General features: G+C 36.9%; 23 protein-coding genes and 2 pseudogenes. 19 read left to right on the top strand and 6 right to left on the bottom strand.

Annotated features, from left to right (window positions below; all coding sequences use genetic code 11):
* The first annotated feature begins 161 nt into the window (after positions 1-161).
* Together FC57_RS10900 and FC57_RS07290 are read left to right on the top strand one after the other, a co-directional pair.
* The gene (locus tag FC57_RS10900; protein ID WP_155801067.1) at positions 162-326 is read left to right on the top strand and encodes a hypothetical protein; all 165 of its coding nucleotides are present in this window, start codon (positions 162-164) and stop codon (positions 324-326) included.
* Between the two features lie 19 nt (positions 327-345).
* Complete coding sequence (locus FC57_RS07290) at positions 346-567, top strand: hypothetical protein (RefSeq protein ID WP_007127008.1); 222 nt, start codon at positions 346-348, stop codon at positions 565-567.
* Positions 568-615: 48 nt separating this feature from the next.
* On the opposite strand, the gene FC57_RS11410 is transcribed toward FC57_RS07290, so the two are convergent.
* Positions 616-750, bottom strand: coding sequence for a hypothetical protein (locus FC57_RS11410; protein ID WP_007127007.1), 135 nt, complete (start codon positions 748-750; stop codon positions 616-618).
* A gap of 86 nt (positions 751-836) precedes the next feature.
* A complete protein-coding gene (locus FC57_RS07285) occupies positions 837-3,851 on the bottom strand; it encodes a TIM-barrel domain-containing protein (RefSeq protein ID WP_007127006.1) in 3,015 nt (1,004 codons plus the stop codon).
* A gap of 154 nt (positions 3,852-4,005) precedes the next feature.
* Between FC57_RS07285 and nagA the strand changes: the two genes are divergently transcribed.
* Positions 4,006-5,160 carry an N-acetylglucosamine-6-phosphate deacetylase gene (nagA, locus tag FC57_RS07280; RefSeq protein ID WP_040530133.1) on the top strand — a complete coding sequence of 385 codons (1,155 nt, stop codon included), beginning with the start codon at positions 4,006-4,008 and terminating at the stop codon, positions 5,158-5,160.
* Between the two features lie 419 nt (positions 5,161-5,579).
* Here nagA and FC57_RS07275 read toward each other — a convergent pair whose 3' ends face one another.
* Positions 5,580-6,056 carry a nucleoside 2-deoxyribosyltransferase gene (locus FC57_RS07275; RefSeq protein WP_040530130.1) on the bottom strand — a complete coding sequence of 159 codons (477 nt, stop codon included), beginning with the start codon at positions 6,054-6,056 and terminating at the stop codon, positions 5,580-5,582.
* Positions 6,057-6,168: 112 nt separating this feature from the next.
* Here FC57_RS07275 and FC57_RS07270 point away from each other — a divergent pair, with 112 nt between their 5' ends.
* Positions 6,169-6,669 (top strand): PTS sugar transporter subunit IIA, encoded by a 501-nt coding sequence (locus tag FC57_RS07270; RefSeq protein ID WP_007127003.1) that lies wholly within the window; start codon positions 6,169-6,171, stop codon positions 6,667-6,669.
* A 3-nt stretch (positions 6,670-6,672) separates the two neighbouring features.
* On the opposite strand, the gene FC57_RS07265 is transcribed toward FC57_RS07270, so the two are convergent.
* Positions 6,673-7,476: a tyrosine-protein phosphatase gene (locus FC57_RS07265; RefSeq protein WP_007127002.1), complete on the bottom strand. Its 804-nt coding sequence runs from the start codon at positions 7,474-7,476 to the stop codon at positions 6,673-6,675.
* Positions 7,477-7,625: 149 nt separating this feature from the next.
* Here FC57_RS07265 and FC57_RS07260 point away from each other — a divergent pair, with 149 nt between their 5' ends.
* The 5 genes from FC57_RS07260 to phnE (FC57_RS07240) all read left to right on the top strand — a co-directional run bounded on the left by FC57_RS07260 (position 7,626) and on the right by phnE (FC57_RS07240) (position 11,812).
* Positions 7,626-8,117, top strand: coding sequence for a universal stress protein (locus FC57_RS07260; protein ID WP_007127001.1), 492 nt, complete (start codon positions 7,626-7,628; stop codon positions 8,115-8,117).
* Positions 8,118-8,473: 356 nt separating this feature from the next.
* Positions 8,474-9,403 (top strand): phosphate/phosphite/phosphonate ABC transporter substrate-binding protein, encoded by a 930-nt coding sequence (locus FC57_RS07255; protein ID WP_007127000.1) that lies wholly within the window; start codon positions 8,474-8,476, stop codon positions 9,401-9,403.
* A gap of 29 nt (positions 9,404-9,432) precedes the next feature.
* Positions 9,433-10,206 (top strand): phosphonate ABC transporter ATP-binding protein, encoded by a 774-nt coding sequence (phnC, locus tag FC57_RS07250; RefSeq protein ID WP_007126999.1) that lies wholly within the window; start codon positions 9,433-9,435, stop codon positions 10,204-10,206.
* Positions 10,206-11,000, top strand: coding sequence for a phosphonate ABC transporter, permease protein PhnE (gene phnE / locus FC57_RS07245; protein WP_007126998.1), 795 nt, complete (start codon positions 10,206-10,208; stop codon positions 10,998-11,000). The genes phnC and phnE (FC57_RS07245) overlap by 1 nt, the downstream gene beginning before the upstream one ends.
* On the top strand, positions 11,000-11,812 hold the full coding sequence (gene phnE / locus FC57_RS07240; protein ID WP_007126997.1) for a phosphonate ABC transporter, permease protein PhnE: 813 nt from the start codon (positions 11,000-11,002) through the stop codon (positions 11,810-11,812). Before phnE (FC57_RS07245) ends, phnE (FC57_RS07240) begins: the two co-directional genes overlap by 1 nt.
* A 55-nt stretch (positions 11,813-11,867) precedes the next feature.
* On the opposite strand, the gene FC57_RS07235 is transcribed toward phnE (FC57_RS07240), so the two are convergent.
* A complete protein-coding gene (locus FC57_RS07235; RefSeq protein WP_007126996.1) occupies positions 11,868-12,443 on the bottom strand; it encodes a DNA-3-methyladenine glycosylase I in 576 nt (191 codons plus the stop codon).
* A gap of 152 nt (positions 12,444-12,595) precedes the next feature.
* Here FC57_RS07235 and FC57_RS07230 point away from each other — a divergent pair, with 152 nt between their 5' ends.
* From FC57_RS07230 to FC57_RS11285, 10 genes and pseudogenes are all read left to right on the top strand, one after another.
* Positions 12,596-13,081: a hypothetical protein gene (locus FC57_RS07230; protein ID WP_040530127.1), complete on the top strand. Its 486-nt coding sequence runs from the start codon at positions 12,596-12,598 to the stop codon at positions 13,079-13,081.
* Between the two features lie 53 nt (positions 13,082-13,134).
* Positions 13,135-14,532 carry a metallophosphoesterase family protein gene (locus tag FC57_RS07225; RefSeq protein WP_007126993.1) on the top strand — a complete coding sequence of 466 codons (1,398 nt, stop codon included), beginning with the start codon at positions 13,135-13,137 and terminating at the stop codon, positions 14,530-14,532.
* A 121-nt stretch (positions 14,533-14,653) separates the two neighbouring features.
* Positions 14,654-16,109, top strand: a pseudogene (gene asnB, locus FC57_RS07220) (asparagine synthase (glutamine-hydrolyzing)); the annotation flags it as partial.
* Position 16,110: 1 nt separating this feature from the next.
* A pseudogene (locus tag FC57_RS11290) lies at positions 16,111-16,440 on the top strand (asparagine synthase-related protein); the annotation flags it as partial.
* A 177-nt stretch (positions 16,441-16,617) separates the two neighbouring features.
* Positions 16,618-17,901, top strand: coding sequence for a carboxylate--amine ligase (locus tag FC57_RS07215; RefSeq protein ID WP_007126991.1), 1,284 nt, complete (start codon positions 16,618-16,620; stop codon positions 17,899-17,901).
* Positions 17,902-18,108: 207 nt separating this feature from the next.
* A complete protein-coding gene (gene nrdD / locus FC57_RS07210) occupies positions 18,109-20,319 on the top strand; it encodes an anaerobic ribonucleoside-triphosphate reductase (RefSeq protein ID WP_040530124.1) in 2,211 nt (736 codons plus the stop codon).
* A complete protein-coding gene (gene nrdG, locus FC57_RS07205; protein ID WP_007126988.1) occupies positions 20,303-21,016 on the top strand; it encodes an anaerobic ribonucleoside-triphosphate reductase activating protein in 714 nt (237 codons plus the stop codon). The genes nrdD and nrdG overlap by 17 nt, the downstream gene beginning before the upstream one ends.
* Positions 21,017-21,072: 56 nt before the next feature.
* Positions 21,073-21,654 (top strand): iron-sulfur cluster assembly protein, encoded by a 582-nt coding sequence (locus FC57_RS07200; protein WP_040530121.1) that lies wholly within the window; start codon positions 21,073-21,075, stop codon positions 21,652-21,654.
* The gene (locus FC57_RS07195) at positions 21,654-22,865 is read left to right on the top strand and encodes a DUF438 domain-containing protein (protein WP_007126986.1); all 1,212 of its coding nucleotides are present in this window, start codon (positions 21,654-21,656) and stop codon (positions 22,863-22,865) included. The genes FC57_RS07200 and FC57_RS07195 overlap by 1 nt, the downstream gene beginning before the upstream one ends.
* 426 nt (positions 22,866-23,291) lie before the next feature.
* Entirely contained in the window at positions 23,292-25,073 is a 1,782-nt protein-coding gene (locus FC57_RS11285; protein ID WP_007126985.1) for an SLAP domain-containing protein, read from the top strand.
* A 244-nt stretch (positions 25,074-25,317) separates the two neighbouring features.
* On the opposite strand, the gene FC57_RS07185 is transcribed toward FC57_RS11285, so the two are convergent.
* A complete protein-coding gene (locus FC57_RS07185) occupies positions 25,318-25,953 on the bottom strand; it encodes a TetR/AcrR family transcriptional regulator C-terminal domain-containing protein (protein ID WP_007126984.1) in 636 nt (211 codons plus the stop codon).
* Positions 25,954-26,353 lie beyond the last annotated feature (400 nt).

Genomic DNA, 26,353 nt, shown 5'->3' with positions numbered 1-26,353 from the left:
TTCATATATGAAATTATGTATCTTTTATGAAATAGCAAAGACATAATGAAGTTTTTGCTAGACAATTATTGATGTAACTTAAGCTATATAGAAAAGTAGGTAAGATCATATGATTTATACATTACCAGTAATTTTGGGTTAATATGTTTGGAAGTAAAGTAATGTCTAGTAATAAGAAAACTATTGTCGTTGCTTTAGTATTGTTAGTTGCATTTGTGGCTGTTGTTTCAGTAGTTACAACGACTGATCACACAACTTTATTGAATAATGGACACTGGTTATTAGGTGTACCAGCTAAATGGTCTATTACTTGCTGGCCATTATAGTAAAAAGTAGGTGAACTTCATGCATGATATCTATCACACAATCATTAGAAACCGCAAAATAGATCATATTGTTTTGCCATTGCAAGCTATTTATTGTGTTTGGTTGATTATTACATTGATTCTTAACTTTAAATGGTTTGCTTATTCGATTGATGCACAGTTTGTTTTAATCAGTTTATATTATATGATTAGCTGGATATCATCCATGATCAAAAAACACCGTGCAGAAAGAAAAGAATAAATAAAAAGAGTTCCCAGAACGAAATATTCTGAGAACTCTTTTTATTTTTTACTTCGTCAATAACCAGCAAAGCACTAAAGCAAGAGTAGTTAAAACAATAAATGTTTCAGCTTTCTCTCTTTTAGTAATTCTTCTAGTTGTAATAGTCAACGAATTGTGGTCAGCTTTAATAGTCTTCTTCATTGCATCCCCTCATAATAAAAAATGGAACTATCTTATTGTATCAGAAACGAAAAACAGGCTCAAAATTGAACCTGTTTTATCAGTATCTATTCTTGCTTATCTCTGAAGAAAATAACTTCATTAGCTGCTACAAATGGGCCAGAAGACTTGTAAATCTTTAATCTGATTGCCTTAGCTTCTACGTCACGTAAGCCAACAACTTTATTCTTGCTGTCGGACTTCCAAGTTAAGCGATCGCCATAAGGATTAAAGTTAACACCGTCTGTTGAAGTTTCTACGCTGACTTCAACTGGATCTCCTTGATGATCGATCTTTCTAGGTACCCAAACCATACGACTTAAGTGCTCTAAATGATCAAACTTGAAGTTTAATTCGAGTGGTTTATCTTCGCTAACACCATTAATTGTTTCCCATTCACTAGCCAGTTTCAAGTCAGTTAAGTATTCAATAGGGTGATCCTTCTGACTAGTTAAACTGCTAGTAACATGAATATTATTAATGGCATAATTCATTGGATCTGGCTTAGTGATTGCACCAAATGGATCTGACCATTCAGATACCTTATTGCCTGCTACATAGCGTAAACGTAAAGTATAGCGTGTATTTGGTACTAATTCATGGAAAGTGAATGAGCTGCCATCGATGCCATCATGTAAAATACCGTTAACTTCAATTTGAACTTTATCAGTAAGCTGTGGCCAAGCAACTGTCAATGAGTGTGAGCTAATCTTGTCAGGTTCCACCATTGGTTGTTTTGGTGAGCGAAGCAACGAATCCGTAATAGCATGAACTAAAGTTTCATTGCCATATCTAAAGTTACGAATTGTAATCTCAATCTTAGAATCGGTAATATCTCGTTTAGCTAATTTAATTTGTAAAGCAGTTTGTTTCTTATCTTGATATTGATCAAATTCAGGCATCCAGCTGTAATTGGTGTTGAAGAAGAAACCCTCTTTAGCATGCGCAAATGTATCAACTGTACCATATTCTTGCATGTTGACGACTTGATCATTAATCTTAACAGTTAAACCATCAGGGTAGCCATCACACATGATGTTCAAGTTAGTAGTATTTTCTGTTTGGAAAGTACTGAAATCACCTTGAGTTGGATCAATCGTAATTGTTAACTTGCTTGCTTCGAGATCACTTGTAATCTGGGTAGCTACATGATTGCGTGAATAATCGTTATAGCCATTGTCATCGTAGGTAACCATCTTACTACGGCCTTGTGGGTAGAGGACGTAATTGCGATCACCCAAATCAAAAATTGAACCGCCTCGAACAAAGACTGGCAAATGCCAGGATGCATATGATTGTTTGTTGTAAACACGACCACCTAAATATTTCTTGCCGTTGAATAAGTCAATCCACATTGTACGGTGATTTGGCAAATAAAGATTATCTTTTCTTGAATTGCCTTGACCATCTTCACGACCATTTACAATTGGTGAAATAAGCAAGTTAGGACCAAGCATAAATTCATGTCCAACTTGTGGCGTGTAATTAATTTGTTCATGTGGAAATTCTAAGAATAAAGGCCGCATGATTGGTTCGCCGACTTGTGCTCGATAGATCAAAGTATACATGTAGGTTTGCAACTGTTCCCGCAGTTTCAAATATACTCGATTGATCTTGGTCATCTTGTTGTTATAAGCAAACGGAGTTTTACTGAAATCGCCTTGGTCATCTAAATTGAAGAGCAAAGGGGTAAAAGCTTTCCATTCGAAGTCACGAATACTGATTTGAGCATTGCCGCCTCCGGCTGTTCCATCGACTGCACTACCAATTAAAGGTTGACCCGAAAGACTGGCACCTAAAAAGCCTGCAACTTGAGTTGGAATATTTTCCCAGTTGCCGCCAATATCACCAAATGCCAGGATAGTCCTACTTTGACTGCCTGCAATACTTGTATTTGAAAAAATAAGCGGACGTTTGCGCTTTAAATTGTCACGCAAAATCAAGGCATCATCTTTAAGTGTCTTAGGATCACTGGTATCAGTTTGAATAAAGGTGGTATCAGGTGCAGTTTTAGGTGTTTCGTTACCACTCCATACGCCGGCATTAACATCGCGACTAGCTGCATAATCACTGAAATTGGTCATTGCTTCAGCGTCTACATCTTGAATGTGGTAATTAGGCACCATCCAACTCAGCTTGAAGTTCTGCTTTTGATAGCGATCAACCATTGCACGAGCAGAAAATTGGTATTCTTCTTCACCATTTAATGAGGCTTTACCGTTTGCATCTTCTGGTTTCGTGGTTCTGGTGTAGTAATTGCCATCTTCAAACATAGTGGCGTTTCTTTCTTTAGCTTCACCAGGTTGCCAAAGCGTAGTTAAAAAGTTGCCAACATGTCCTAAGCCTAATGCATATTTAGGTGGCATTAAAGGTTTGCCAGTTAATGTGTAATATTTTGCCAAAATATCTTTAGGTGAATTACCTAAAAGGTAAAAGGTATCAAAGATATTCGTATCATGCTTTAAAATTGTGGCATCTTTTTCTGTTTTTCCAAAATCATAACTGCCAGTTGCAGTGGTGTTTCTTAATTCACCAAAACCAGAGTTAGCCCAGAAAAATGGAATTTGACTTAAAACGCCGCCTTTACCAGTAATATGATCGCGCTTGATATTGATGATCTTGCCTTTGTGACTGAAATAGCCATTTTGCATACCACCGCCAAAATAAAATTCATTTTTATGTTGTTTCAATATTTCAGTGGTTTGATTTTTATCTAATTCAAGCGGACTGAGCTGCATTACACGACTGCGATGCAAATTTTCATCAAAAATATTCATTACGGCAGGCTTTTGTTGGAAAATTAATTGATAGTTGCCGGTTTGAATAATTAATGAATCGCTAGTAGCTTTGGGCTTGGATTTTTCAAAATAACTATTATCAAATTGTGAGAGGTCAACGAAAGAGGAGTGGTTTTCATCAAATTTTTTAGCTGGATCAAGGAAATAACGGAATATTCCGTCAGCTAAAATATAAAGACGAGCAACTTCTCCCGTGGAATAGTGCAGTTCATAATAATGATCACATTTATTAGCACCGATAAGCTGACCTAATTGGTGTCTTTCTATTTGCGTATTTTGTGTCATATTGCTTTCTTCCTAATTAAACTTGTTACCATATATTATAACGAAAAAAAGTAAAACTTTTTGAGCAATTGCATTAAAACTGGTATTGACCAATTTTATCAGATATAATAAAGATATTGAAAGCGATTATTTTAGTAAAAGAGAGAAGATACAAATGACTTATTATATTCATGCGGATAAATTTTTCCTAGAAAATAGAACAGAAAATGGCGGTTATCTTGAAGTACAAGATAATGGCAAGTTTGGTTTCTTTTATCCTGAAACCAAAAAGCCTGAAGGTAAGATCGTAGACTATAGAGGCAAGTGGGTTGTACCTGGCTTAGTTGATACTCACATTCACGGTTCTTTGCGTGAGGATGTAATGAAAAGCAACTGGGAAGGAATCGATAAGATTTCTAAGGGCTTGCTTAGTGCTGGTGTAACTTCTTGGCTACCAACCACTATCACTGCAGCTAGTGATACTTTAACTAGAATCTGTAAGATGTTTGCGGATCATAAGGGTGAAGAACATGGTGCCAAGATTCAAGGGATTCATTTTGAAGGACCATTTTTTACTGAAGAGCATGCTGGTGCTGAGAATCCTAAATACATGATGGATCCAGACATCAATGAATTTAACAAATGGCTTAAGGCTTCTGATGGCATGCTTTGCAAGATCTCAATGGCTCCAGAAAGAAAGGGATCCAAAGAATTTATTCGTGAAGCTGTTAAAGAAGGAATTGTTGTTGCATTAGGTCACTCAAGTGCTACTTTTGAAGAAGCAGTAGAAGGCGTTGAAGCTGGTGCAACTATGTTTACGCATACCTATAATGGGATGCCAGACCCAAGTCACCACACGCCATCGATTTCTAATGCGGCTATGGCTTTGAATAATGTTACTGATGAATTGATTTGTGACGGTCATCATGTACGACCTTCAATGGCTAGAGCTTTGATTAATGCCGTTGGTCCAGAACATATTGCTTTGATTACTGACTGTATGGAAGCCGGTATGATGCCTGATGGTGATTATATGTTAGGTGAGCTCCCTGTTTATGTAAAAGATGGGATGGCTCGTCTGAAGGAGGGCGACAACTTAGCTGGTTCAATCTTGCAATTGAAGCAAGCTATTAAGAATGTAGTTGATTGGAATATTGTTACTCCTGAAAAAGCAGTCATGATGGCTAGTTATGTTCCTGCTAAAAGTGCTCATATTTTGGATAAATGTGGTACGATCGCTCCAGATAAAGATGCTGATTTCTTGATCTTGAATCCAGATATGACTTTGAGTGAAACTTATTTAAACGGTGAATCAAGATATAAGGCTTAGAAAAATTAAGAAAATAGACTCGTTGTTTAAGTGGCAACGAGTTTTTTTATGTATTTAATGTAAGCGCTTTTATTTTTGACAAAAATATGGTATATTATGAGTGTAAAGAAAATGAGGATTAAAAAAAGAAAAGGTGAGTCCGATGACCTAGATAAGAAGTTGACAAGTAGAGATTGAAAGGTTTGTGATACCGATGGGCATCGTAAATTAAAAAGAAAAAAGTACACTTATCAAACAAGTGATAACATTTTACATAAATGACCCGAAACTTTTAAGTGGGTATAGAATAATAACTTTAATTGAAGTCACTTGAAATTGAATTATATGTAGAAAGATCCAAATTACATGATAAATGTTTATAAAGAATGACCCTTTGCAAGTAATTAAGCAAAGGGTCATTTAATTTGGTCTTTTTTTAATTAATATACAGCGCCGTCGTAGAAATTAAAGCGAGGTCTGTTAAAGTCGAAGTCCTTTAATTCGCTCATTTTGATCACGTTATCGCAAACGCCCCAACTCATCAAATTAATCGGCTTACCATAATCTTCGTCTGGTACAACTAAAAGGATGTATTTGCCTTGGGATAAAGCATAGCCTAGTTCCATGCCTAGACCAACATCTTCCTCTTCAGGCAAATATACGCCTAACATAATATCTGAAGATTTGATACCGATTAAATCATTATGATAAGTAGCAGAAGCCCATTCGATGTCATGTAAGTACTCAGGATGTTCATCAACGCGAATACCCTTGTATTGGTTATCGAGCGGAACATAACTGTTTTCTAAATCAACCGTAGGATTTAATTTCAAAGCATCCATTGCTTCTTTATAAGCTTTGTTTTGCTTTTCATTAAACCAGCCAGCACCAAAATATAAAGTCTTTGTTTTTGCCATAATTTTCTCCCTTACAAAATAATAAGTTAACTTTACCATCTTTTTGGTTGAAAAAAACGTCTTGTTAACTTAAGGTGAAAATGTTAATTCCACATTAGGAAGGAAAAATCCAATGACTAATACTAAAAATCTTTTTGCTTCTGATGCAGTTTTTGTAACGGATCAGACTAAGCAAGACCTAGTGTTAAAAGAAGTTTATGATAATTTGCTTGAGCGTGGTTATGTAAAAGGAAATTTTTTATCACATATTGTTGAACGGGAGCATAATTTTCCTACTGGCTTAGATACATCAACTTTAGGGAAAAGTATTCCAAATATTGCTATTCCGCATACAGAAGGCGAATTTGTTAATACGCGCCTAATTGTGCCGGTTTCGTTAGAAAATCCGGTTGTCTTTCACAATATGATTAATCCAAGTCAGGCTTTAGAAGTGAAATTCTTATTTATGCTGCTGGACAATGATCCTGATGGACAAGCTGAACTATTAGCTGCTGTAATGAACTTTTTAGCTGATACGCCAGCTAATGAGTTGCGTGAAGTGTTTAACTTTACTGATCCACATGCTATTTATTCATTCTTGGAACAAAAATTTGCCAAGAAAAAAGAAGACTAAATATTAGTCTTCAAGGTAAATGTTACGTAATTCAATTAAGTCTGCACTTAAGAGCTTCATTACGTCCCGTAAGTAATTATTGATGCTGCCATATTCGTCATTTAAAACTTTAACAGCATGATCGATATATTCAGGACGAACGCTTTGAATATCACGAATAGACTGTAGTACGTTTTCATTACGACCATTTTGACGTGCGTGTTCAATCATGCTCTCAACGAAGTCCTTAGTTGTAATGTTAGTTAAAAGATAGTCTTTTTTGATAGTGCTAAAAGGTACGCCCAATGCGCTAAGTGCAAGCAAAGCACCAAAGCCGGTTCTATCTTTACCAGCAGTACAGTGGAAAATTACGCTTTCGCCATCAACATCATTTTTGAGCAGAACGTCGAAAAATTTACGGTAAGCATTTTGTGCAGAATCACTTTCGATCATATCTTCGTATGCGTAGTGCATATGGTTAAAGCCAAAGTCTGCATCGTCATGAGCTTGTTTATTCAAGTCATTTAAACTCTTGGATGAGTTGGTTAAGTCTTCACTGAAAACTGGATCATAAATATATTCAACACCATCTGGCACACGGTCAGGCTGTCTGTCGACTTCTTCCTTACTACGGAAATCGACATCATATTTAACGCCATAGTCAGTTAAGAATTGCTTATCAAATGGTGAAAGATCGGCTAAATTACCGGTTCTAAGCAATTTATGCATCTTGATTTTCTTTCCAGATAAGGTTTTATAACCTCCAAGTTCGCGAAAGTTGCGGCCGCTAGTAATGCCGATTAATTGATTATTTAATTGAGTAGTCAAAAAATTCTCTCCCTTCTTTAAATATTTGCATGCATATTATTGTAACAACAAAAAAGGACTCAAACAATTATTAAAAAGTAACAGCTTACAAAATTATGCTAAAATAAGACTTAGTAAATATTAGTGCAATTTATAGGAGATGAATAAAATTGGCAAAGGAAAAAGAAAGCATTTTAGTTCCAGTAGATGGTTCCGAATCAGCTGAAAGAGCCTTTGACAAGGCCGTTCGTGTAGGCTTAAGAGATGGCGCTCATGTTGATGTGTTAAATGTAATTGATACACGTCAATTTATGGGTGAAATGCAAGATACTTTGATTTCTGGCGATACTATTTATCAAATGACGCAAGATTCAGAAGAATACTTGAAGAGTTTGAAGAAATGGGCTCACGATAATTTTAACTTTGATGATGTTGATTACCACATTCGTTATGGTAGTCCTAAACGCATTATTTCTTACGACTTTATTAAAGATCACCACAATGACTTAATCGTAATGGGTGCAACTGGTCTTAACGCAGTTGAAAGAATGCTTATGGGTTCAGTTACTGAATATGTCAACCAACATGCCTTAGCTGATGTTTTAATCGTTAAGACTGATATGGCTAATAATCCAGTTAAACCAACTATGAAGAAGAACTAATTTAATAAAATTAATCGTTAAATACAGGAATTTGTATTTAACGATTTTTTTATGAAAAAATTTGCAAAATACCTTGATGAAACCCGAATGCTTTTGGTATTATTTTAACAAATGAACGTAAAGCGTGAAAGGGAGTGGAAATAGATGATGCTTATGCGATTAAAACAATTTAATGATGTGTTTATTGCCGTGGGTAAGTCTTCCACTCGTGAAGACGTTTTTTCTGTTCGTTTAATTGATAATAACGCTATTAAATAGACTTAATTATTGATCGTCTTTGATGATCTTTAATTGAGTCTTTTTTTATGACGTTAAGTTGTTTGTTTTATCACTAATTTTGTTCATGGAGGAACATAATGAAAAGATTTAGAAAAATCTTGGTAGCAGTAGTTGCACTTCTCGTAGCGGTAGTTGCAACCGCTTGTTCAAACAAGGGCAGCAGCTCTAAAGATGGCTACACCCCAAAGTCATTAACTATTCAATTTGTACCAAGTCAAGCTGCAACTAAGTTGCAAGCTCGTGCTAAGCCTCTTGAAAAGATGCTTTCCAAGAGATTAGGTATTCCTGTTCACGTTTCTATGTCAACTGACTACAACACCGTTGTAGAAGCTATGAAATCAAAGAAAGTTGATGTAGGTTTCCTTCCACCAGATGGTTATGTTTTAGCTCATAAACAAGGCGCTGCTGACTTGCTTTTGCAAGCTGAACGTTATGGTGTCAAGCAACCAGGTGGTAAAGCAACTAAGAACTTAGTAAAGAGTTACCGTGCTGAAATCCTTGTTAAGAAGGGTTCCAAGATTAAGAACTGGAAAGATTTGAAGGGTAAATCAATCTCAGTTCAAAACCCAACTTCAACTGCCGGTTACGTATTCCCAGTTGCTGAACTTAAGCAAAAGGGCTTAGACGTAACCAAGGACTGCAAGTTAGTTACTGTAACTGGTCACGATCAAGCTGTTTTGAATGTATTAAACGGCGATACTGATGCAGCCTTCGTATTTGAAGATGCACGTAACATTGTTAAGAAGGATAACCCTAAGATTATGAGTGAAGTTGTTCCTATTTCCTTCACTAAGCCAATTCCTAACGACACTATCTCAGTAGTTCCAAATATGTCTAAGTCATTCCGTAAGAAGCTTGCTAAGGCATTCATCGCTGTAGGTAAATCTAAGGAAGGCCGCAAGGTTATCGAAAGCGTATATAGTCACGAAGGTTACGACTACGCAAAAGACAGTGACTTCAACATTATCCGTAAATACGACAAGATTGTTGAATCAACTAAAAAATAATAAATCAAATTAAGGGAGTTAACGATTAAATGGCAGATAAGCCAATGATCCAATTAAAAGATGTTTCCAAGATATATGACAATGGTACTGTCGGCTTGAAGGACATCAATTTAACAATTAACAAAGGCGAATTCGTAGTAGTTGTTGGATTGTCTGGTGCTGGTAAATCTACTTTGCTTCGTTCAATCAATCGTTTGCATAACGTTACATCGGGCGACATTTTGATTGATGGCAAGTCGATTACTAGTGCTAAAGGCAAAAATCTGCGTGAATTACGTCGCGATATCGGCATGATTTTCCAGAACTTCAACTTGGTTAAGCGTTCTAGCGTTTTACGCAACGTATTAGTAGGCCGCGTTGCATACTATCCAACTTGGAAAACAACTTTCAACTTATTTAGCAAAGAAGATAAGCAAAAGGCTTATGAAGCTTTGCAAAAGGTCGATTTAGCCGACAAAGTTTATACGCGTGCTGATGAACTATCCGGTGGTCAACAACAACGTGTTGCGATTGCACGTGTATTGATGCAAAATCCTAAGATCATCTTAGCCGATGAACCAACTGCATCACTTGATCCACAAACTTCAGTAAGAGTCATGAACGACTTGAAGATGCTTAATGAAAAATACGGCATGACTGTAGTAGCTAACTTGCACAGTATTGAATTAGCTCAACAATTTGGTGAGCGAGTAATCGGTATTCGTGCTGGTCAAGTGGTTTACGATGGCAAGATGAAAGATACTCCTAAGTCTGTCTTCACTGATATTTACAATGGTGGCGACGGCAGCGAGGAGGCAGAATAATGCCTGAACAAAAATCAATGCAATTGCCTAAACGCAAGTTCAAAATTATGAACTTAGTTTGGACAATCATCATGGTTGCTGGATTATTTATCTCAATCAACGTCACTAACACGCACATTAGTGTTTTGTTTGAAAACTGGAGTCAATTCTCTGACATTTTTGTACAAATGTCACATCCAGACTGGAGCTATTTAAGCGTTGTTTGGCCCAAGCTGATTGAAACTATTAAAATGGCCGTTTTAGGTACGGTAATCGGTTCAATTATTGCGTTTATTTATTCATTATTGATTGCCCGTAATATCATCAAAAATAAAGCTGTAACTGGGGTTCTACGTGTAATTATGAACATTATTAGAACTATTCCAGATTTGCTTTTAGGTGCGATCTTCGTTGCCATTGTTGGTATTGGCCCAGTTGCCGGTATTTTAGCTTTAGCTGTCTTCACTTTTGGTGTAGTTGTTAAGCTTTTCTACGAAGCAATTGAAACAATTGATCCCGGTCCCATTGAAGCTTTGACTGCTGTAGGTGCCAACAAATTGCAGATTATTCACTATGCAGTTATGCCTCAAATTATGACGTACTTCATTTCATATGTTTTGTATGCATTTGAAATCAACGTCAGAGCATCAACCGTCCTTGGTTATATCGGTGCTGGTGGTATTGGTCTTAACTTGCAACAGACTTTACAAGTCTTCAACTATGCACAAACTGGTACTATTATCATCGTTATTATCGTAGTCGTTGTCTTGATCGACTATGTTTCATCTAAGTCACGGGAGGCGTTAATGAAATAATGGATACTTCAATGAAAAAATTACCTGCTAAACCCGTTGACCGTAAGAAGCAAACCATTCACTGGTTGATTGCTATTGCGACAATTGTAATTATTCTCTGGTCATTCACTGGGATTAACTTTGGTGGAATTAAGGCAACAGCTGGTCAAATTGCCGGAGCTATTTTTGCAGGAATTTTCCATCCAGACTGGAGCTATGTTTATAACGGTTCAGGCGAAGACCTGATTTCTCAATTATGGCAAACTATTTGTATTGCTTTCTTGGGTACCTTTATTTCTGCAATTATTTCATTGCCATTTGCCTTCTGGGCAGCACATACCCGTCATAAGCACTGGTACACATCAAGAAGCGGGAAGATCGTTTTGGCAATTATCCGTTCTTTCCCAGAAATTGTTTTGGCCTTGATGTTTATTAAGGCAGTTGGCCCAGGCTCTGCTGCCGGTGTTTTGGCATTAGGTTTTCACTCAGTAGGGATGCTGGCTAAGTTATTCTCAGAAGCTATTGAAAACTTGGAAGAAGGACCAAATGAAGCTGTTGTCGCAGCTGGTGGTTCTAAGTTCCACGTAATCATGTTTTCAACTTTGCCTAACTTAATGCCAGCCTTGATTTCTAATACTTTATACCGGTTCGATGTTTCTATCCGTTCTGCATCTATCCTTGGTTTGGTAGGTGCTGGTGGTATCGGTTACCCATTGATCATTGCTTTGCAATACCGTCAATGGGATCGTGTTGGTATCATCTTATTAGGTATTATTATCATGGTAGTTATTATTGACTGGATTTCTGGTTGGATCCGTAAGAAGCTGGTTTAATTTTTAATTTCCTAATTTGAATAAAAATAAAGCGAAGACTCTCGTCTTCGCTTTTTCATGCATGATACTTGAATGAACAGCGATCTAAATGATCATTAATTAAGCCAATCCCTTGCAAGTAGGAATAAATGATGACCGGTCCAACAAAGAAAAAGCCATCTTTTTTCATTTGTTTAGATATTTTCTTAGAAATATCATTTGAGGCTGGAACATCATCGATGGTTTCGGGATGATGCATGATTTGTGTTGGAACGAAGCTTTGCAAATATTTGGCAAAGCTGCCATATTTTTCCTTGATTGCTAAAACAGCACGTGCATTTTTAATAGCTGCATTAATTTTCAAATGATTGCGAATGATACCTTTATCTAGCATGAGACTTTCTACATCATGATTATTCATTTGTGCTACCTTTTCTACATCAAATCCTTTGAAAGCTTTCCTGAAGTTCTCACGCTTGTGTAAAATTGTGCTCCAACTAAGGCCTGATTGGAAAAGTTCTAGTATCAGCATTTCATACAGGTATTGATCATTTAAGTTCAATTTGCTCCATTCATGATCGTGATATTCTTGGACAGTTTTATCTTTGACTTCACCCCAAGGACAACGTTGGATAGTTTCTTCACTACTCATGTATTCTTCTCCTTTAAGTATATTTTTACCTTACATTATTTATTACGCAAAAAAAGACGATTTTTTTCTAAGAAATTTTATTTTTATGCGTGAAAAGAAGGCTTTGAGAGCTTTTTTTGCTATAATTAGGGTTGAATTTTGAGGAGGTCCATATGGAAAAGTTAGATACCATGATGTTGGCTGATGATTTAGCCTTATCACAAGACAAAATTTTAAATGGTGAACAAGACTTTAACGCTGAAGCTGTTTACAAGGTAATTGATAACTTGGACGTTTTAAATAATCCGATTAAAGATTACTTCGATATGACCGAAGAACAATACTACGAAGCAGAAAGCAATCATAAATTAACTTTGATCAAGATGGCAAATAAGTTGACTGACTTGCATGACCGTATCTTGACCAATCACGTAGATGGTTATGTTGATAAGGATGAAATTAACTTGACCTATAACCACGAAAATCCATATGAAGACGATTTATATGACCCAGCTACTGATTATCGGGTGATTGTTTACAGCTTGAAGGTTATTGGCGCAGTTCAATCAATTGCTGCTAAAGACTTGCAAGAAGTATTATCTAAAGATGCTGTTTTGTCAATAGGCCTTGCTGCTTATGCTTTAGCACACAACGCATAAATTATTTGAGTCGGTTCGTGTTAGCCAGCTTTTTTTGTCTTTGAGGCGAAAAAATGCATTTATTTAAATATACAAAAGGGATAGTTGACAAGATTGTAGGAGCAAAAAAGCGTTCATCTATGGGTAAAAATGGTGAGTTGCTCGATCCTATGCAGAAATATACTACTATTGGTGAATACCATGTGGGTGCAGAAGATGGCACTCCGGGTGGCAAGCGCTTTGTTTTAACTGTGTATCAAGATAAAGATGGTGTTTTGCATCAAGCTTTAAGTTCTGAAAAGACGCCAAATCTTGCTCCTGAATATGTACGTAAATATAGCGCAGAACTCGGACGCTTTCGTGCTTTTAACAACAAGAAGACGGGACGCCGCTACTTGGTTGAAAATTATTTAGATAATTTTACCAACGAAGTTAAGAAGCACATTCGTCAGGGAAAGAATTCAATCAATATTGGTGTAATTACTGATACCCACTTTAAGGATAAAGATAGTGTTGACTTTTATGGTTGGAATGGCTTGCAACATGTGCAGGAGTTTTCTTACTTGGAAAACTCAGGTTTATTGAACATGAAGGCCCATTTAGGCGATTGGATTGATGGCTCCGATGCTGGTTTGATTGGTGAAAGTGAACTGATCAAATTAAATCATTCATTTAAGTCAACTAAAGTACCTTATTTGAGTATTAAGGGCAATCATGATGAAAATGATAAATTTGATGAGCATCATGACTTGCGGGCATCATTCCCAGAGAATGAATTTGAAAATATCATGTGGCCCGACATGTACCGTCAAAAAGACATTCACTACGTTTCACGTCAACATGGTGTTGCTTATTTTGACTTTGATGATGTTCGAGTTATTTCGGTTAATACTTCGGACTTGCCTTATGTTTTAAATAGCAAAGGGCAGAAGAGATATGATACCAAGATTACCTTGGCTGTACGTGAAGATCAAATTGAAGAGATTATCGAGATTTTAACTAGATCTTCTGATAAAAAGATCATCTTTATGAGCCATGCTAATCCAATTAATCGCAAAGGCAGCAATGCTCTTAAATACAATGGTCGTTCTTTGAATGAATTGCTGGTAGCATTTAACCAGCATGAAAAAGGCCGGATGCATGCTAGCAATGATGTGCCAGCCGAATTTCGCTTGTCCAACGATTTTGACTTTACTCATGTAAAAAACGCTCGTATTATTGCCTACTTCTGTGGTCATCGTCACCGTGAAGATCAATATCGGATTAATGGTATTCAATATATTCTGTTTAATTGCTCAGCCTTAATGGGGCCAAAACATTCATTAACAACGAAGTTTAATAAGAATTTGAATCGGCAGATTGACCATAAAAATGAATACGCGGGCTATATTGTAAATGTCGACTTGAAGCGGCATAGAATTCAAGCCTTTGGTTATGGAGCAGCTTCAAGACGTCGAGTTTACTTTATTTAATTTAAGGAAGAGTAAAGCTATTTGGCTATTACAAGTCTTTAGCTTATAATAAAAAAGTTAAAGTAAAAATTTGAAATTAGACAAGTAAATTTAGAGAGATTAGCTTAGGGGAAGTTTAACTATGTGCGGAATTGTCGCATTTTATGATCCAAAAATAAATGAAAAACAAGCTGTCATTGGAAAAATGATGGCAACAATTAAGCACCGTGGACCTAGTTCCGACGGTTACTACACTAATGATGAGGTTGCCCTTGGTTTTAGAAGATTGTCAATTATCGACCTTCGTGGTGGTACTCAACCTATTTACAATGAAGATAAAACCAGAGCAATTATCTTTAATGGTGAAATTTATAACTTTAAGCCATTAAGAGAAGAGTTGATTAAAGCAGGACATGTCTTTACTACCAAGGCTGACACTGAAGTTTTGCTTCACGGTTATGAAGAATGGGGTATGGATGGCCTGCTTAAGCGTGTACGTGGTATGTTTGCCTTCCTTATTTGGGATGACAACAATAAGACGCTTTACGGCGCACGCGATTTCTTTGGTATTAAGCCAATGTACTACAGCAACCAAAATGGACACTTGCTTGTAGGCTCAGAATTAAAGAGCTTCTTGGAATTTCCAAAGTTTAAGCGTGAATTGAACGTTGAAGCTGTTAAGCCATATTTAATGAACCAATACAATGACTTGGAGGAAACCTTCTTTAAGGGTGTTTACAGATTCCCAGCAGGTCACTGGTTTGAATATAAAGATGGTGAAATGAAGACTCACCAATACTGGGATGCAGAATATAAAGAAAATAGCTTAAGCTTTGAAGAAACTTTGAAGCGAATCAACGATGATTTGAAAGAAACTGTTGATTTGTACAGAAACGCCGATGTTAAGGTAGGAGCATTCTTGTCAGAAGGTATTGACTCATCATACTTGACTACTTTGCTTGATCCAGATGACGTTTTCTCAGTAAGTTTTGATGACTCAACTTATGACGAAGCATCTAAGGCCAAGGCTTTATCAGATATTAACCATTGGAAGTTCTTTAGTGACAAGGTTGATGCAGATGAAGCCATGCGTGATTTCCCAGAGATGCAATATCACATGGATGAACCAGATGCCAACCCATCAATTATTCCATTATGGTACTTGTGTAAATTAGCTCGTAAGCACGTTACGGTTGCCCTTTCTGGTGAAGGTGCCGATGAATTGTTTGCTGGTTATGTTAACTACGGGATGCACACTCACAATGATTTGATTAAGATCTTTACTAGCGAACTTAAGAAATTGCCTAAGAAGAAGCAAATTAAGTTAGCTCACAAGATCAAGAAGATGCCTAATTTCCCAGGGAAAGTTCACATGTACACTAACTTGGCTGAACCAAGTGAATTCTATGTTGGTCAATCTGTTATCTATGACATGGATTACCCAACCATCTTTACTTCTAAGGATGCTAATAGTATTTTGCAACCAACCTACCGTAATAAATTGACTGTTAATGGCATTTATCAAAAAGACTTCAAGAAGGTTAAGGGCATCGATAACGTTAAGCAAATGCAATATATTGATTTGCACCACTTTATGANATTGAACAAAAAGCTGATAAGATTTCAATGGCTCACTCACTTGAAGTTCGTGTACCATACCTTGATAAAAAGATTGCGGAACTTGCTAACTCAATTCCAACTAAGTACTTAGTCAACCGTCATGATACTAAGTATGCCTTGCGTAAGGCTTCAGAAAAAGTTTTGCCAGACGAATGGGCAAAACGTCCAAAGCTTGGCTTTCCAACGCCAATCAAGCAATGGCTTAAGGAACCACGCTTCTACAAACAAGTTCGTAGCTTATTTGAAGAAGAATTCGTCAATGATATCTTCGATCAAGAAAAGATTATCAAATTGCTTGACGACAACTACGAAGGCGATGGATCACACAGAAGACAAATCTGGACTATCTACACCTTCCTTGTTTGGTACAAGTTGTTCTTTGTTGACTATGAAAACACAGTCAAGAAGTATCAACATGTTCAACCTGAAGTTGCTAGTTTGATTAAACAAGGTAAATTACTTTAATTTAGAGGTTTATTGAGAATAATGACTAAGAAATTTACGCCAATTTTACTTGGTAGTGACATTAATGTGTATGGTATGGCTCGTTCATTTAACGAAGCTTATGGTATTAAGGTTAAGGCTTTAGCTGACATTCAACTTGCTGCAACGCGTTACTCAAGCATTGTTGATGTGGAATTGCACCATGGTTTTAGTGCAGACCCAACTTTTATGGATGTTATGCATAAAAAGATGGAAATTTACAAGGATCATAAAGAACCTGTAATCTTAATCGCTTGTGGGGATGGCTATGCAGAGCTTTTAGCTAAGCATAAGGAAGAATTAAGCAAAGTCTTCATCGTTCCTTACATTGATTATGACTTGCTGGAAGTTTTAATCTCTAAGGAAGGCTTCTACAAGACTGCTGAAAAGTATGGTTTGCCATATCCTAAGACCAAGATCATCACTATGGATGATTACAAGTCTGAAAAGTACTTGGATGTGCCATTTGACTTCCCAGTAGAACTTAAGCCAGAAGACCCAGTTTCATGGCTTAATTGCCAATTCGAAGGTCGTAAGAAGACTTTTGCCATTCAAGACAAAGCAGAATTTAAGGATATCGTAACTAAGATCTATACTCATGGCTATAAGGCTGATTTGATTTTACAAGACTTTATCCCCGGTGATGACTCTAACATGAGAACTTTGAATGCTTATGTTGATAAGAATCATCAAGTTAAAATGATGTGCTTAGGTCACCCATTGCTTGAAGACCCAACTCCACAATCAATTGGTAACTATATGGCTATCTTGCCTGAATATAACGAAAAGTTATATGAACAAGTACAACAATTTCTTGAAAAGTTAAACTACACTGGAATGGCTAACTTTGATATTAAGTATGATCCAAGAGACAAAGAATTTAAATTCTTTGAAATCAATTTGCGTCAAGGTCGTTCAAGCTTCTATGTAACTTTGAATGGTTACAACTTGGCTAAGTGGTATATTGATGATTACGTAGAAGATGCTTTGAAGAACAAAGATACTGTTTATGGCAACAAGCTTGAATCAAAATATAAATTATGGCTTGGTGTTCCTAAGAAGATCTTTAACGAATATGCTTTTGAAAATAAGTCAAAAGATAAAGCTGACGAATTGATTCGTGAAGGTCGTTACGGTACAACTGTCTTTTATGATAAAGATAAGAGCTTCAAACGCTGGTTATTGATGAAGTACATGTTCCATAACTACTACAAGCGTTACAAGACTTACTATGAAGTTAACAAAGGCAAGATCTTTAAAGAAGAAAATGCTAAGTTAGATAAATAGTAAAAGATTTATAAAAAATTAGCTCGGAATTTCGTATGAAGTTCCGAGCTTTTTTTGCTGAAATTTTTTTGAAAATAAAATTGCCCTGTTGCATCCCCCAAGCTAATGCACTTTTGCTAAATACAAGATATATTCATCTATATTTGAACAGAATACAAGATGTTGTGTTTATGATATCATTTAAATACGATATTTGGAGTGATGATTATGCTTAAACAGGAATTTAACCAACAGGAAGAGAATGAATTAGTTTTGCCTACAACCATCGTTAAACGTGACGGGGCAAGATATCCTTTTGAAATTTTTAAATTAAAAATGGTCTTGCATAACTTAGACCTAGATGATGCCGCAACTGCAGTTTTAGAAAAAATTGCTGCTAAATTAGCTACACAAGATGTAGTCAAAGCACAAGATGTTGCGACTGCTTTTAGAGATAGTTTGAATGAATTAGGTTATCTTGATGAAGCTAAAGCTTATATTGCTTACCGCAAGCACGACGTTGCTGAATGGGAAAAGCAGATCGATACTAAGAACCGTTTGGAACGCTTAGTTCATAAAGATCCAACCATTGTTAACGAAAATGCTAATAAAGATAGTGACGTATTCAGTACTCAACGTGATTTGACTGCAGGTACGGTGGGTAAGACAGTTGGCTTGACTATGATGCCACAACATATCGCTAAGGCTCACCTGCGTGGTGATATCCACTGGCACGATTTGGATTACACGCCGCTTTCACCGATGTCTAACTGCTGCTTGATTGACTTTAAAGAAATGTTGACCAACGGCTTTAAGATTGGCAATGCCTACATGGAAAGTCCTAACTCTATTGGTGTTGCTACTAGTCAGGTTGCACAGATTATTACCAATGTTGCTTCAAGTCAATATGGTGGTTGTTCATTTGACCGTGCGGATCAAGTTTTGGCACCTTTTGCTCAAAAGAATTACGAAAAGCACTTAAAGGATGCTCAAGAATTAATTGATGACGAAGAAAAAGCTAAGGCTTTTGCTAAAAAACGGACAAAGAAGGACATCTATGATGCCATGCAGAGCCTGGAATACGAGATCAACACGATGTTCTCTAGTCAAGGACAAACTCCATTTACTAGCTTAGGCTTTGGTCTGGGTACTTCATGGATTGAAAAGGAAATTCAGAAAGATATTCTGAAAATTAGAATTGCTGGTTTGGGTAAAGAGCACAGAACTGCGATCTTCCCTAAGCTCTTATTTACTCTTAAGAGAGGTCTTAACCTTCACCCGGGTGATCCTAACTATGATGTTAAAAAACTCGCTATTGAGTGTTCTACTAAGCGGATGTACCCAGATGTATTGAGTTATGACATGATCAAGAAGATTACTGGTTCATTCAAGTGTCCAATGGGTTGTCGTTCATTCTTGCAAGGTTGGAAAGACAAGAATGGCAAGGAAGTCAACTCAGGCAGAATGAACTTAGGCGTAGTTACTGTCAACTTGCCAAAAATTGCAATGGAAAGCCATGGTGATATGGATCTCTTCTGGAAGATCTTCAACGTGAGAATGCAAACTTGCCATGAAGCATTGCAGTTTAAGGCTCATCGTGTAACTGAAGCCAAGCCGGTTAATGCACCAATCCTTTATCAATATGGTGCCTTCGGTAAACGTTTGGCAGAAGATGGTGACGTTAACGAGCTGTTTAAGAATGGTCGTGCTACTGTTTCTCTAGGCTATATTGGCCTTTATGAAGTGGGTACTGTCTTCTTTGGCCCTGATTGGGAACACAACCAGGAAGCCCACGACTTTACTGTAGAAATCGTGAAGAAGATGCATGATTTATGTGCTAAGTGGGAAAAGGACGATCCTAACCATTACCACTACAGTCTGTACTCAACACCAAGTGAAAGTTTAACTGATCGTTTCTGCAGATTGGATACGGCTAAGTTTGGCAAGGTAAAAGACATCACAGATAAGGAATACTACACTAACTCATTCCACTATGATGTTAGAAAGCACCCAACTCCATTTGAAAAACTGGAATTTGAAAAAGATTACCCACAATATGCAGCTGGCGGCTTTATTCACTACTGTGAATACCCTAACTTGAAGCAAAATCCTGCAGCACTTGAGGCTGTATGGGACTGGGCTTACGACAAAGTGGGCTACCTTGGCACTAACACGCCAATCGATAAGTGCTACAAGTGTGGTTTTGCTGGTGAATTCAAGGCTACTGCCAAGGGCTTTCAATGTCCACAATGTGGCAACCATGATCCTAGAACTTGTGACTGTGTTAAGCGGACATGCGGTTATCTCGGCAACCCATTAAAGAGACCAATGGTTCATGGTCGTCATGAGGAAATTGCTCATAGAGTAAAACACATGTCAGTTGGCTTGATGCACCAAGAAGCAGAAGAGGAAATCAAGGAAAATGCCGAAGAAAGATAGAAATGATCAAGAAGGCCCTGATATCCGCAGCAATTTGGTAAAAATCAACGTAGATGGCGATACGATTTTTGTAGATGCTAATCAATATCGTCCTCAAGTGCGCAAAGCTAAGCGCGATTTGCGGATGAAAAAGTTGCCTAAGAATCCCCAACCTCAAGAATGGAAATCGGAAGATTACAGCTTGCATAAAGTTGCGGATTATAAACCATTTAATTTTGTTGATGGTGAAGGCGTACGTTGTAGTTTATACGTTTCGGGATGCTTGTTTGATTGTCCGGGGTGCTACAATTTAGCGGCACAGAACTTTAACTATGGACAACCTTATACGCAAGAGCTAGAAGACAAAATCATTGAAGATATGTCGCAATCTTATGTACAAGGGTTAACGCTTTTAGGTGGTGAACCTTTTCTAAATACTTGGGTTTGTTTAAAAATAATCAACCGAGTACGTAAAGAATTTGGTCATAGCAAAGATATCTGGTCCTGGTCTGGTTATACCTGGAATGAATTGCAAAAAGAAACGCCAGATAAAAAAGAGATGCTGTCTAAGATCGATATCCTGGTTGATGGGCGTTTCCTAGAAGCCAAGAAAGACTTAACTTTGCAATTTAGAGGCTCAAGCAACCAGCGAATCATCGATGTGCCTAAGTCGCTGAAGGCAGGCAAAGTTGTCATTTGGGATAAATTAGAGCGATAGAATAAAAGGTAGTTGTAAAACATAATTACAATTACCTTTATTTAGTGGAGAAAATTATGAAAGAAGAAAAAATAGAGTTAGTCGATCGAATTATGACGGCCCTGCAGAAAGTCATTGATCCAGAATTGCAGGTGGATATCGTCAACTTGGGTTTAATCTATGGCATCAATATTGAAGGTAAAAAAGCTACAGTAAAAATGACGCTGACTATTAGCGGCTGTCCTTTATCCAGTTATTTGCAAGAGCAGATTCAAAAAGCTGTGTTGTCAGTAGATGGGATTAATGAGTGTGACGTACAGCTAGTCTGGTATCCAGTTTGGTCGCCAGAACGAATGACGCTGGCGGCTAAACGGCAGTTGGGGATGTTAGACAATCCAGGAGAAAAGGCTGAAATTGACGCTACTGAGCAGCAACAAAAAATCATTGACTTTTCCGTACCGATTAAAAAATTGGCGGATGAATATCCTGATTTTGTTCAAATCATGTATGATTGTGGCTTCACCCGTATTAAGATTCCAGGGTTGTTAAATACAGTAGGGCGCGTAATGACGATCCCACTGGGTGCTCAAGCGATGAAGATAGATTTAAATAAAATCAAGCAGGCATTCAAGCAGAAGGGTTACAAGGTGATTGAATAATGACAGATTTAAGCAAAGAAAGACAGGCTGCACTTCTCAAGATTTTGCATTATATCCAAAATGGTGGCGATTTTGCAACTGCCAAGAAGATGTTTCAAGATGAATTTGACCAGGTAGATGTGGCTGAAATTACAGCAGCTGAGCGTGAATTAATTGCTCAAGGACTTGATCCTTGCAATATTCAATACCTCTGCAACGTACACGCAGACGTTTTTAAGGGCAATATCAAAGAAAATAAGGAAAATCCTGATTTTGCAATGCCGGGACATCCTGTAAATACGTTGAAGCAGGAAAACGTAGTGATTAAGTCGTTGATTAATGATTTTTTGTTGCCCAATTTGAAAAAATGGAAAGCAGATCATTCTACAGAGACTTTGGCTAAAATCAAACAAGCATTGACTGACTTGAGTACGATTGACAAACATTATGCTAGAAAAGAGACTTCGCTTTTCCCATTGATGACTAAGTATGGCATTACAGCACCACCTCAAGTTATGTGGGGCGTTGATGATAAGATCAGGGGACTAATCAAGCAAGCTATTCAATTAGCCAATGAAGAGCCAGTAGACGCTGCTAAGCTCGTTAAAACGATCAAAAAGACTAGCTATGAGGTACTAGAGATGATCTTCAAGGAAGAGGACATCATGATTCCGATGATTGATGAAGTGGCTACGCCGGCTGACTGGGATAATGTGAAGCAGGAAGAAAAGCAGATTGGCTATACTTTGATCAATCCACCAATGAATTGGCATGCTAAGAAAGAGCCGAAATCAACTGGTCCAATCGGAATTGATAATCTTTCTAGTTTGTTTATCAACTTCAAAGAAGGTTCACTGAATCTGAAACAGTTGTCCGCTATTTTGGATATATTGCCATTTGCACTGACTTTTGTAGATGCGGACGATAAAGTTGCTTACTTTGGTGGAGGTGCACAGATTTTTCCTCATTCAAAAAATGCAATTGGCAATTCTGTCTTTTCTTGCCATACGCCTGAGAGTAAGCCGGTGATTGAGAAAATCTTTAAAGAATTTCATGATGGTAAAAAGAAGGAGATTTCTTACTGGTTTACTCCAAGAAAAATGGGACGGAAACTTTATTTGCGGTATTATGCTGTTCATGATGAAGATGGCAAATATCTGGGATGCTTGGAAGTTGCACAGGATATTACTGAAATTGAAAAAATGTCTGGACAGAAGAAAAGTGAATATTAGACTAAAAGTTATTCTAATTAATAAATTCCTTCATATTAATATTACAATCTCTGTCAAATTATTGTAAAAAATGTCTAACTTAGTAAATTAAGAATGTTGAGAAGTTGCGATAATAATTGATATATAAGTATTTGTGAAGTGAACTAATTGTGAAGGAAACAATAGATATTTATTACAAATAAAAAAATAGAGTTTAGAACTTGCTTTTTTAGAAATAGGTTAGTAGAATATGAAGCGTGGTAAGTAATAGGACGTGCTTCAGGCGTGATGCCTGTACGCATGCTGATCCTTCAGCAAGACTACTACCTCGCGAGAGTTATAAACTCGTGGATCTTGTCTCGAAGAATTTTGTACATTATAGGCTCCTATCACATGCTGAACCTATGGCCTATTACATTTTTTATATTTTAAGGAGGAAAAGACCACATGAAGAAAAATTTAAGAATTGTTAGCGCTGCTGCTGCATTACTCGCAGTTGCCCCTGTTGCTGCTACCGGTTTAAGTTCAGTTGCTTCTGCTGATACTACTATCAGTGCATCAAGCAACAAGCCAGTAACTGAGAAGGGTGCATTTACTATTAACGCAAATGCTGCTGGTGTACAAGCATATTCAAAGGCAACTAAGAACAGCCACGGTGATTACAGTAATGTAGATGGTACCTCAGCATATACTATTTTACCAGCTAACTTAGGTGGCAACAAGCAACTTAAAGTGCTTAACATGAAGGAAGCATTTACTGTTTCTACTAGTGGCAGATCAGTTAGCTACGTTCCAGTTGAATATACTCAATCAAATGGTGCTACTGTTAAGGCATGGATTGATCCAACTCAAGGCGGTCTTAACTACCATGAAGCTGCTGGCTCAATTGAAGCAGGCAACGTATACTTACGTGCTAATGAGGATGGCGCTCTTGCTAATGAAGGTGCATATGCCAACAACGGTACTATCTATGCAGGCGCAAATGTTTCAGCTACTGTAACCGATCTTTCTTCATTGAAGACTGCAGTTATGAATCTTGTTTCATTAGGTTCTGATCAAGCAAATGGTACTTTCCAAGCTCTTGGTAAAGATGACTGGAACAAGTACGTTTGGGGTGATGGCTCAGCAACTAATGATGCTAACATCATCTCACAATTAACTAAGCAAGGTGTTTACAGCAATGGTAAGATCACTGCTGGTAACAAGGCTTTCCACGTTGACTTGAACACTAATGGTGGTAACGCAGTACGTGTTGTATTCCAAAACACTAACTACAGCGACTCAGCTGCTCCTGTAATTATCTTCAGAAGTGATGCTAACCTTATGAACACTGGTAATGGTTGGGCACCAGTAAATGGTCACGTTTTGACTATTATGAAACATGACTCAGGTACTTTCCAACCAACTGATTACTTTGGCGCATGGGAAAACGCAACTAAGCGCGGCCGTATCAGTGTATCTGTATCTAACAACAATGTTGACTGGACTAAGGATGGCTTATACAGCATCACTATTTCAGCAACTAACCAAGCAGGTAAGACAACAAAGACTACTGTCCCAGTTATCGTAACTGACGTTAGAGGCGAAGTTAAGACTGTTGTAAACAACACTAACATTTACACCGAACAAAATGGTGCTATGACTCAAGCTAACTTAGTTAACTTCCGTCAAACTGTAACCCCAGGTACTCAACTTGTTGTTTACGGTTCACCAGTTACTAAGAAGCTTAACGGTAAAGATGAACAATTCTATAGAATTGTAAGTCCATCAGCAAACTTCTGGGTAAAGGCTTCAGACCTTAAGGGTGGTCAAACCACTAACAATACTAACAATGGAGTTGCACAAACTGGTACTGTTACTATCATGCACGCAGCTTACACTTATGAAGTCAAGGACGGTAAGTTAGGTCCACGTGTAACTTCACAAGATACTCTCCACGCATACAGTGAAGTTCCTGTATATGGTACTGTAACTGTAAACGGCAAGAAGTACTACCGTGTGTCAGCAACTCATGACTGGTACATCAACTCAGGTAATGTAGACGGTACTCAAAGAAGCTTGAAGCACAATTCATACGTTTACAACAACAAAGGTAAGCGTGTAAAGAGCGAAGGTACTTGGAAGAAAGGCTCACGTCACACTACTTACGGTTCAGCTATGAACATTAGAGGCAACAGAATGTACAGAGTTAACAGAAATCGCTATGTTAAGGTTGTAAACTTTAACTAATTTTGAAAGGTTAATTTTGACATAATTGCTAAGCTAATATGCTAGATGTAATTAACTTTTAGTTTTGAAGACGTTCGTCGAAAGACGAACGTCTTTTTTGATTAGTTGTTCAATAAATTTTTCCATTCAGATGTGGAAGCCAACTTTCAATTTTGAGTAAAGTAAAAAGTGTCGGAATTTGAATTCGTCGATTCATAATCTGACACTATATTAGTTCTTTTTATTATTAGCTGAAACTTGAAAGTTAATTATTGAGATCATGAGTAGATATATCATACGGAGATCGTAAAATCATGTCTTTTATCATTGCTTTAACATCATTTAATGTCATTTTATCGAAATGATTTAACCAGAAAAAAAGAGAATCTAAAAATGAATGAGCATACCTTTTTGAAAGTATATCTATTTTAAACTCTTTACCATCTAATCGACTTATTTGTCCATATATTTGAAAGAAACGAACAAGCATTTTCTTAATAACTTGAGTGGTTAATTCAAGCATTTCAGCTTTAAAAGCAGGATCTCCATTTCTAGAAATAAGAATGGTGATAACACTTTTTTTATCAGAGACAAAATTAATCAGATTGGAAATATTTTTATCAATTCTTTCGCTAATCTCTTTTTTATTAGGACCATACTTAAGCGAAAGCCAGCCCTGACTGTCTGTAAATAGAGCTTTCTTGTATTCTGTAATTAAATCATTTTCTAAATCTCTTAACACATCACTTTTATCTCGATAATACTTATAATAACTAGCAGCTGATATTTCAGCTTTATTAATAATATCCTTGTCTTTAATTTGATAGAGTGGTTTTTGTTTTACTACGGTAATTAAACCGGTCTGAATTCGATTTTTAGTATTAATTATTCTAACATCCATTTACTCACCTCATATGTGTTATCAGACTACAAGAATAACATAAATTATACTTTATGTTATAAATTATAGCGACACTGCTAAAATATTAAATAAACTATAATTATTTTAAATACTTTATATATTTTTTAATTTTAATTTACAATATCTAATATTTTTATTCAAGATATGTCTTAGGACTTAAAATTTTTTAAGATATCTGTTATCATTAAGAAATGAGGATGGTACATAAGCCCCAGAGTAATAGTTACCCTGTTTATCCCCAACAAAACAAATATTAGACATTATCTATTAATAATGTCCTGCTATCACTTAATCTCTGAATTAGCAATTTGTCATCGAGTGTTAGTACCAATCCTCATTATAAAACGCTAGAATCTTTGATACATTCCCTGTCAAGTAG

The organism is Lactobacillus ultunensis DSM 16047, from assembly GCF_001436305.1.
In the GTDB taxonomy this organism is placed as follows: domain Bacteria; phylum Bacillota; class Bacilli; order Lactobacillales; family Lactobacillaceae; genus Lactobacillus; species Lactobacillus ultunensis.
The sequence above is the reverse complement of the archived record's forward strand: the minus strand, read 5'-3'. Positions and strand labels throughout refer to the sequence as shown.

What these genes read in the sequence shown, in the direction of transcription:
- FC57_RS07275 (WP_040530130.1), bottom strand. Translation starts at nt 6,056, where the DNA reads ATGGCAAAAACAAAGACTTTATATTTTGGTGCTGGCTGGTTTAATGAA.
- phnE (WP_007126998.1), top strand. Translation starts at nt 10,206, where the DNA reads ATGCCTGAACAAAAATCAATGCAATTGCCTAAACGCAAGTTCAAAATT.
- FC57_RS07290 (WP_007127008.1), top strand. Translation starts at nt 346, where the DNA reads ATGCATGATATCTATCACACAATCATTAGAAACCGCAAAATAGATCAT.
- FC57_RS07225 (WP_007126993.1), top strand. Translation starts at nt 13,135, where the DNA reads ATGCATTTATTTAAATATACAAAAGGGATAGTTGACAAGATTGTAGGA.
- FC57_RS07195 (WP_007126986.1), top strand. Translation starts at nt 21,654, where the DNA reads ATGACAGATTTAAGCAAAGAAAGACAGGCTGCACTTCTCAAGATTTTG.
- phnE (WP_007126997.1), top strand. Translation starts at nt 11,000, where the DNA reads ATGGATACTTCAATGAAAAAATTACCTGCTAAACCCGTTGACCGTAAG.
- nrdG (WP_007126988.1), top strand. Translation starts at nt 20,303, where the DNA reads ATGCCGAAGAAAGATAGAAATGATCAAGAAGGCCCTGATATCCGCAGC.
- nagA (WP_040530133.1), top strand. Translation starts at nt 4,006, where the DNA reads ATGACTTATTATATTCATGCGGATAAATTTTTCCTAGAAAATAGAACA.
- FC57_RS07185 (WP_007126984.1), bottom strand. Translation starts at nt 25,953, where the DNA reads ATGGATGTTAGAATAATTAATACTAAAAATCGAATTCAGACCGGTTTA.
- nrdD (WP_040530124.1), top strand. Translation starts at nt 18,109, where the DNA reads ATGCTTAAACAGGAATTTAACCAACAGGAAGAGAATGAATTAGTTTTG.
- FC57_RS07235 (WP_007126996.1), bottom strand. Translation starts at nt 12,443, where the DNA reads ATGAGTAGTGAAGAAACTATCCAACGTTGTCCTTGGGGTGAAGTCAAA.
- FC57_RS07285 (WP_007127006.1), bottom strand. Translation starts at nt 3,851, where the DNA reads ATGACACAAAATACGCAAATAGAAAGACACCAATTAGGTCAGCTTATC.
- FC57_RS11285 (WP_007126985.1), top strand. Translation starts at nt 23,292, where the DNA reads ATGAAGAAAAATTTAAGAATTGTTAGCGCTGCTGCTGCATTACTCGCA.
- phnC (WP_007126999.1), top strand. Translation starts at nt 9,433, where the DNA reads ATGGCAGATAAGCCAATGATCCAATTAAAAGATGTTTCCAAGATATAT.
- FC57_RS07230 (WP_040530127.1), top strand. Translation starts at nt 12,596, where the DNA reads ATGGAAAAGTTAGATACCATGATGTTGGCTGATGATTTAGCCTTATCA.
- FC57_RS07200 (WP_040530121.1), top strand. Translation starts at nt 21,073, where the DNA reads ATGAAAGAAGAAAAAATAGAGTTAGTCGATCGAATTATGACGGCCCTG.
- FC57_RS07270 (WP_007127003.1), top strand. Translation starts at nt 6,169, where the DNA reads ATGACTAATACTAAAAATCTTTTTGCTTCTGATGCAGTTTTTGTAACG.
- FC57_RS07215 (WP_007126991.1), top strand. Translation starts at nt 16,618, where the DNA reads ATGACTAAGAAATTTACGCCAATTTTACTTGGTAGTGACATTAATGTG.
- FC57_RS10900 (WP_155801067.1), top strand. Translation starts at nt 162, where the DNA reads ATGTCTAGTAATAAGAAAACTATTGTCGTTGCTTTAGTATTGTTAGTT.
- FC57_RS07255 (WP_007127000.1), top strand. Translation starts at nt 8,474, where the DNA reads ATGAAAAGATTTAGAAAAATCTTGGTAGCAGTAGTTGCACTTCTCGTA.
- FC57_RS11410 (WP_007127007.1), bottom strand. Translation starts at nt 750, where the DNA reads ATGAAGAAGACTATTAAAGCTGACCACAATTCGTTGACTATTACAACT.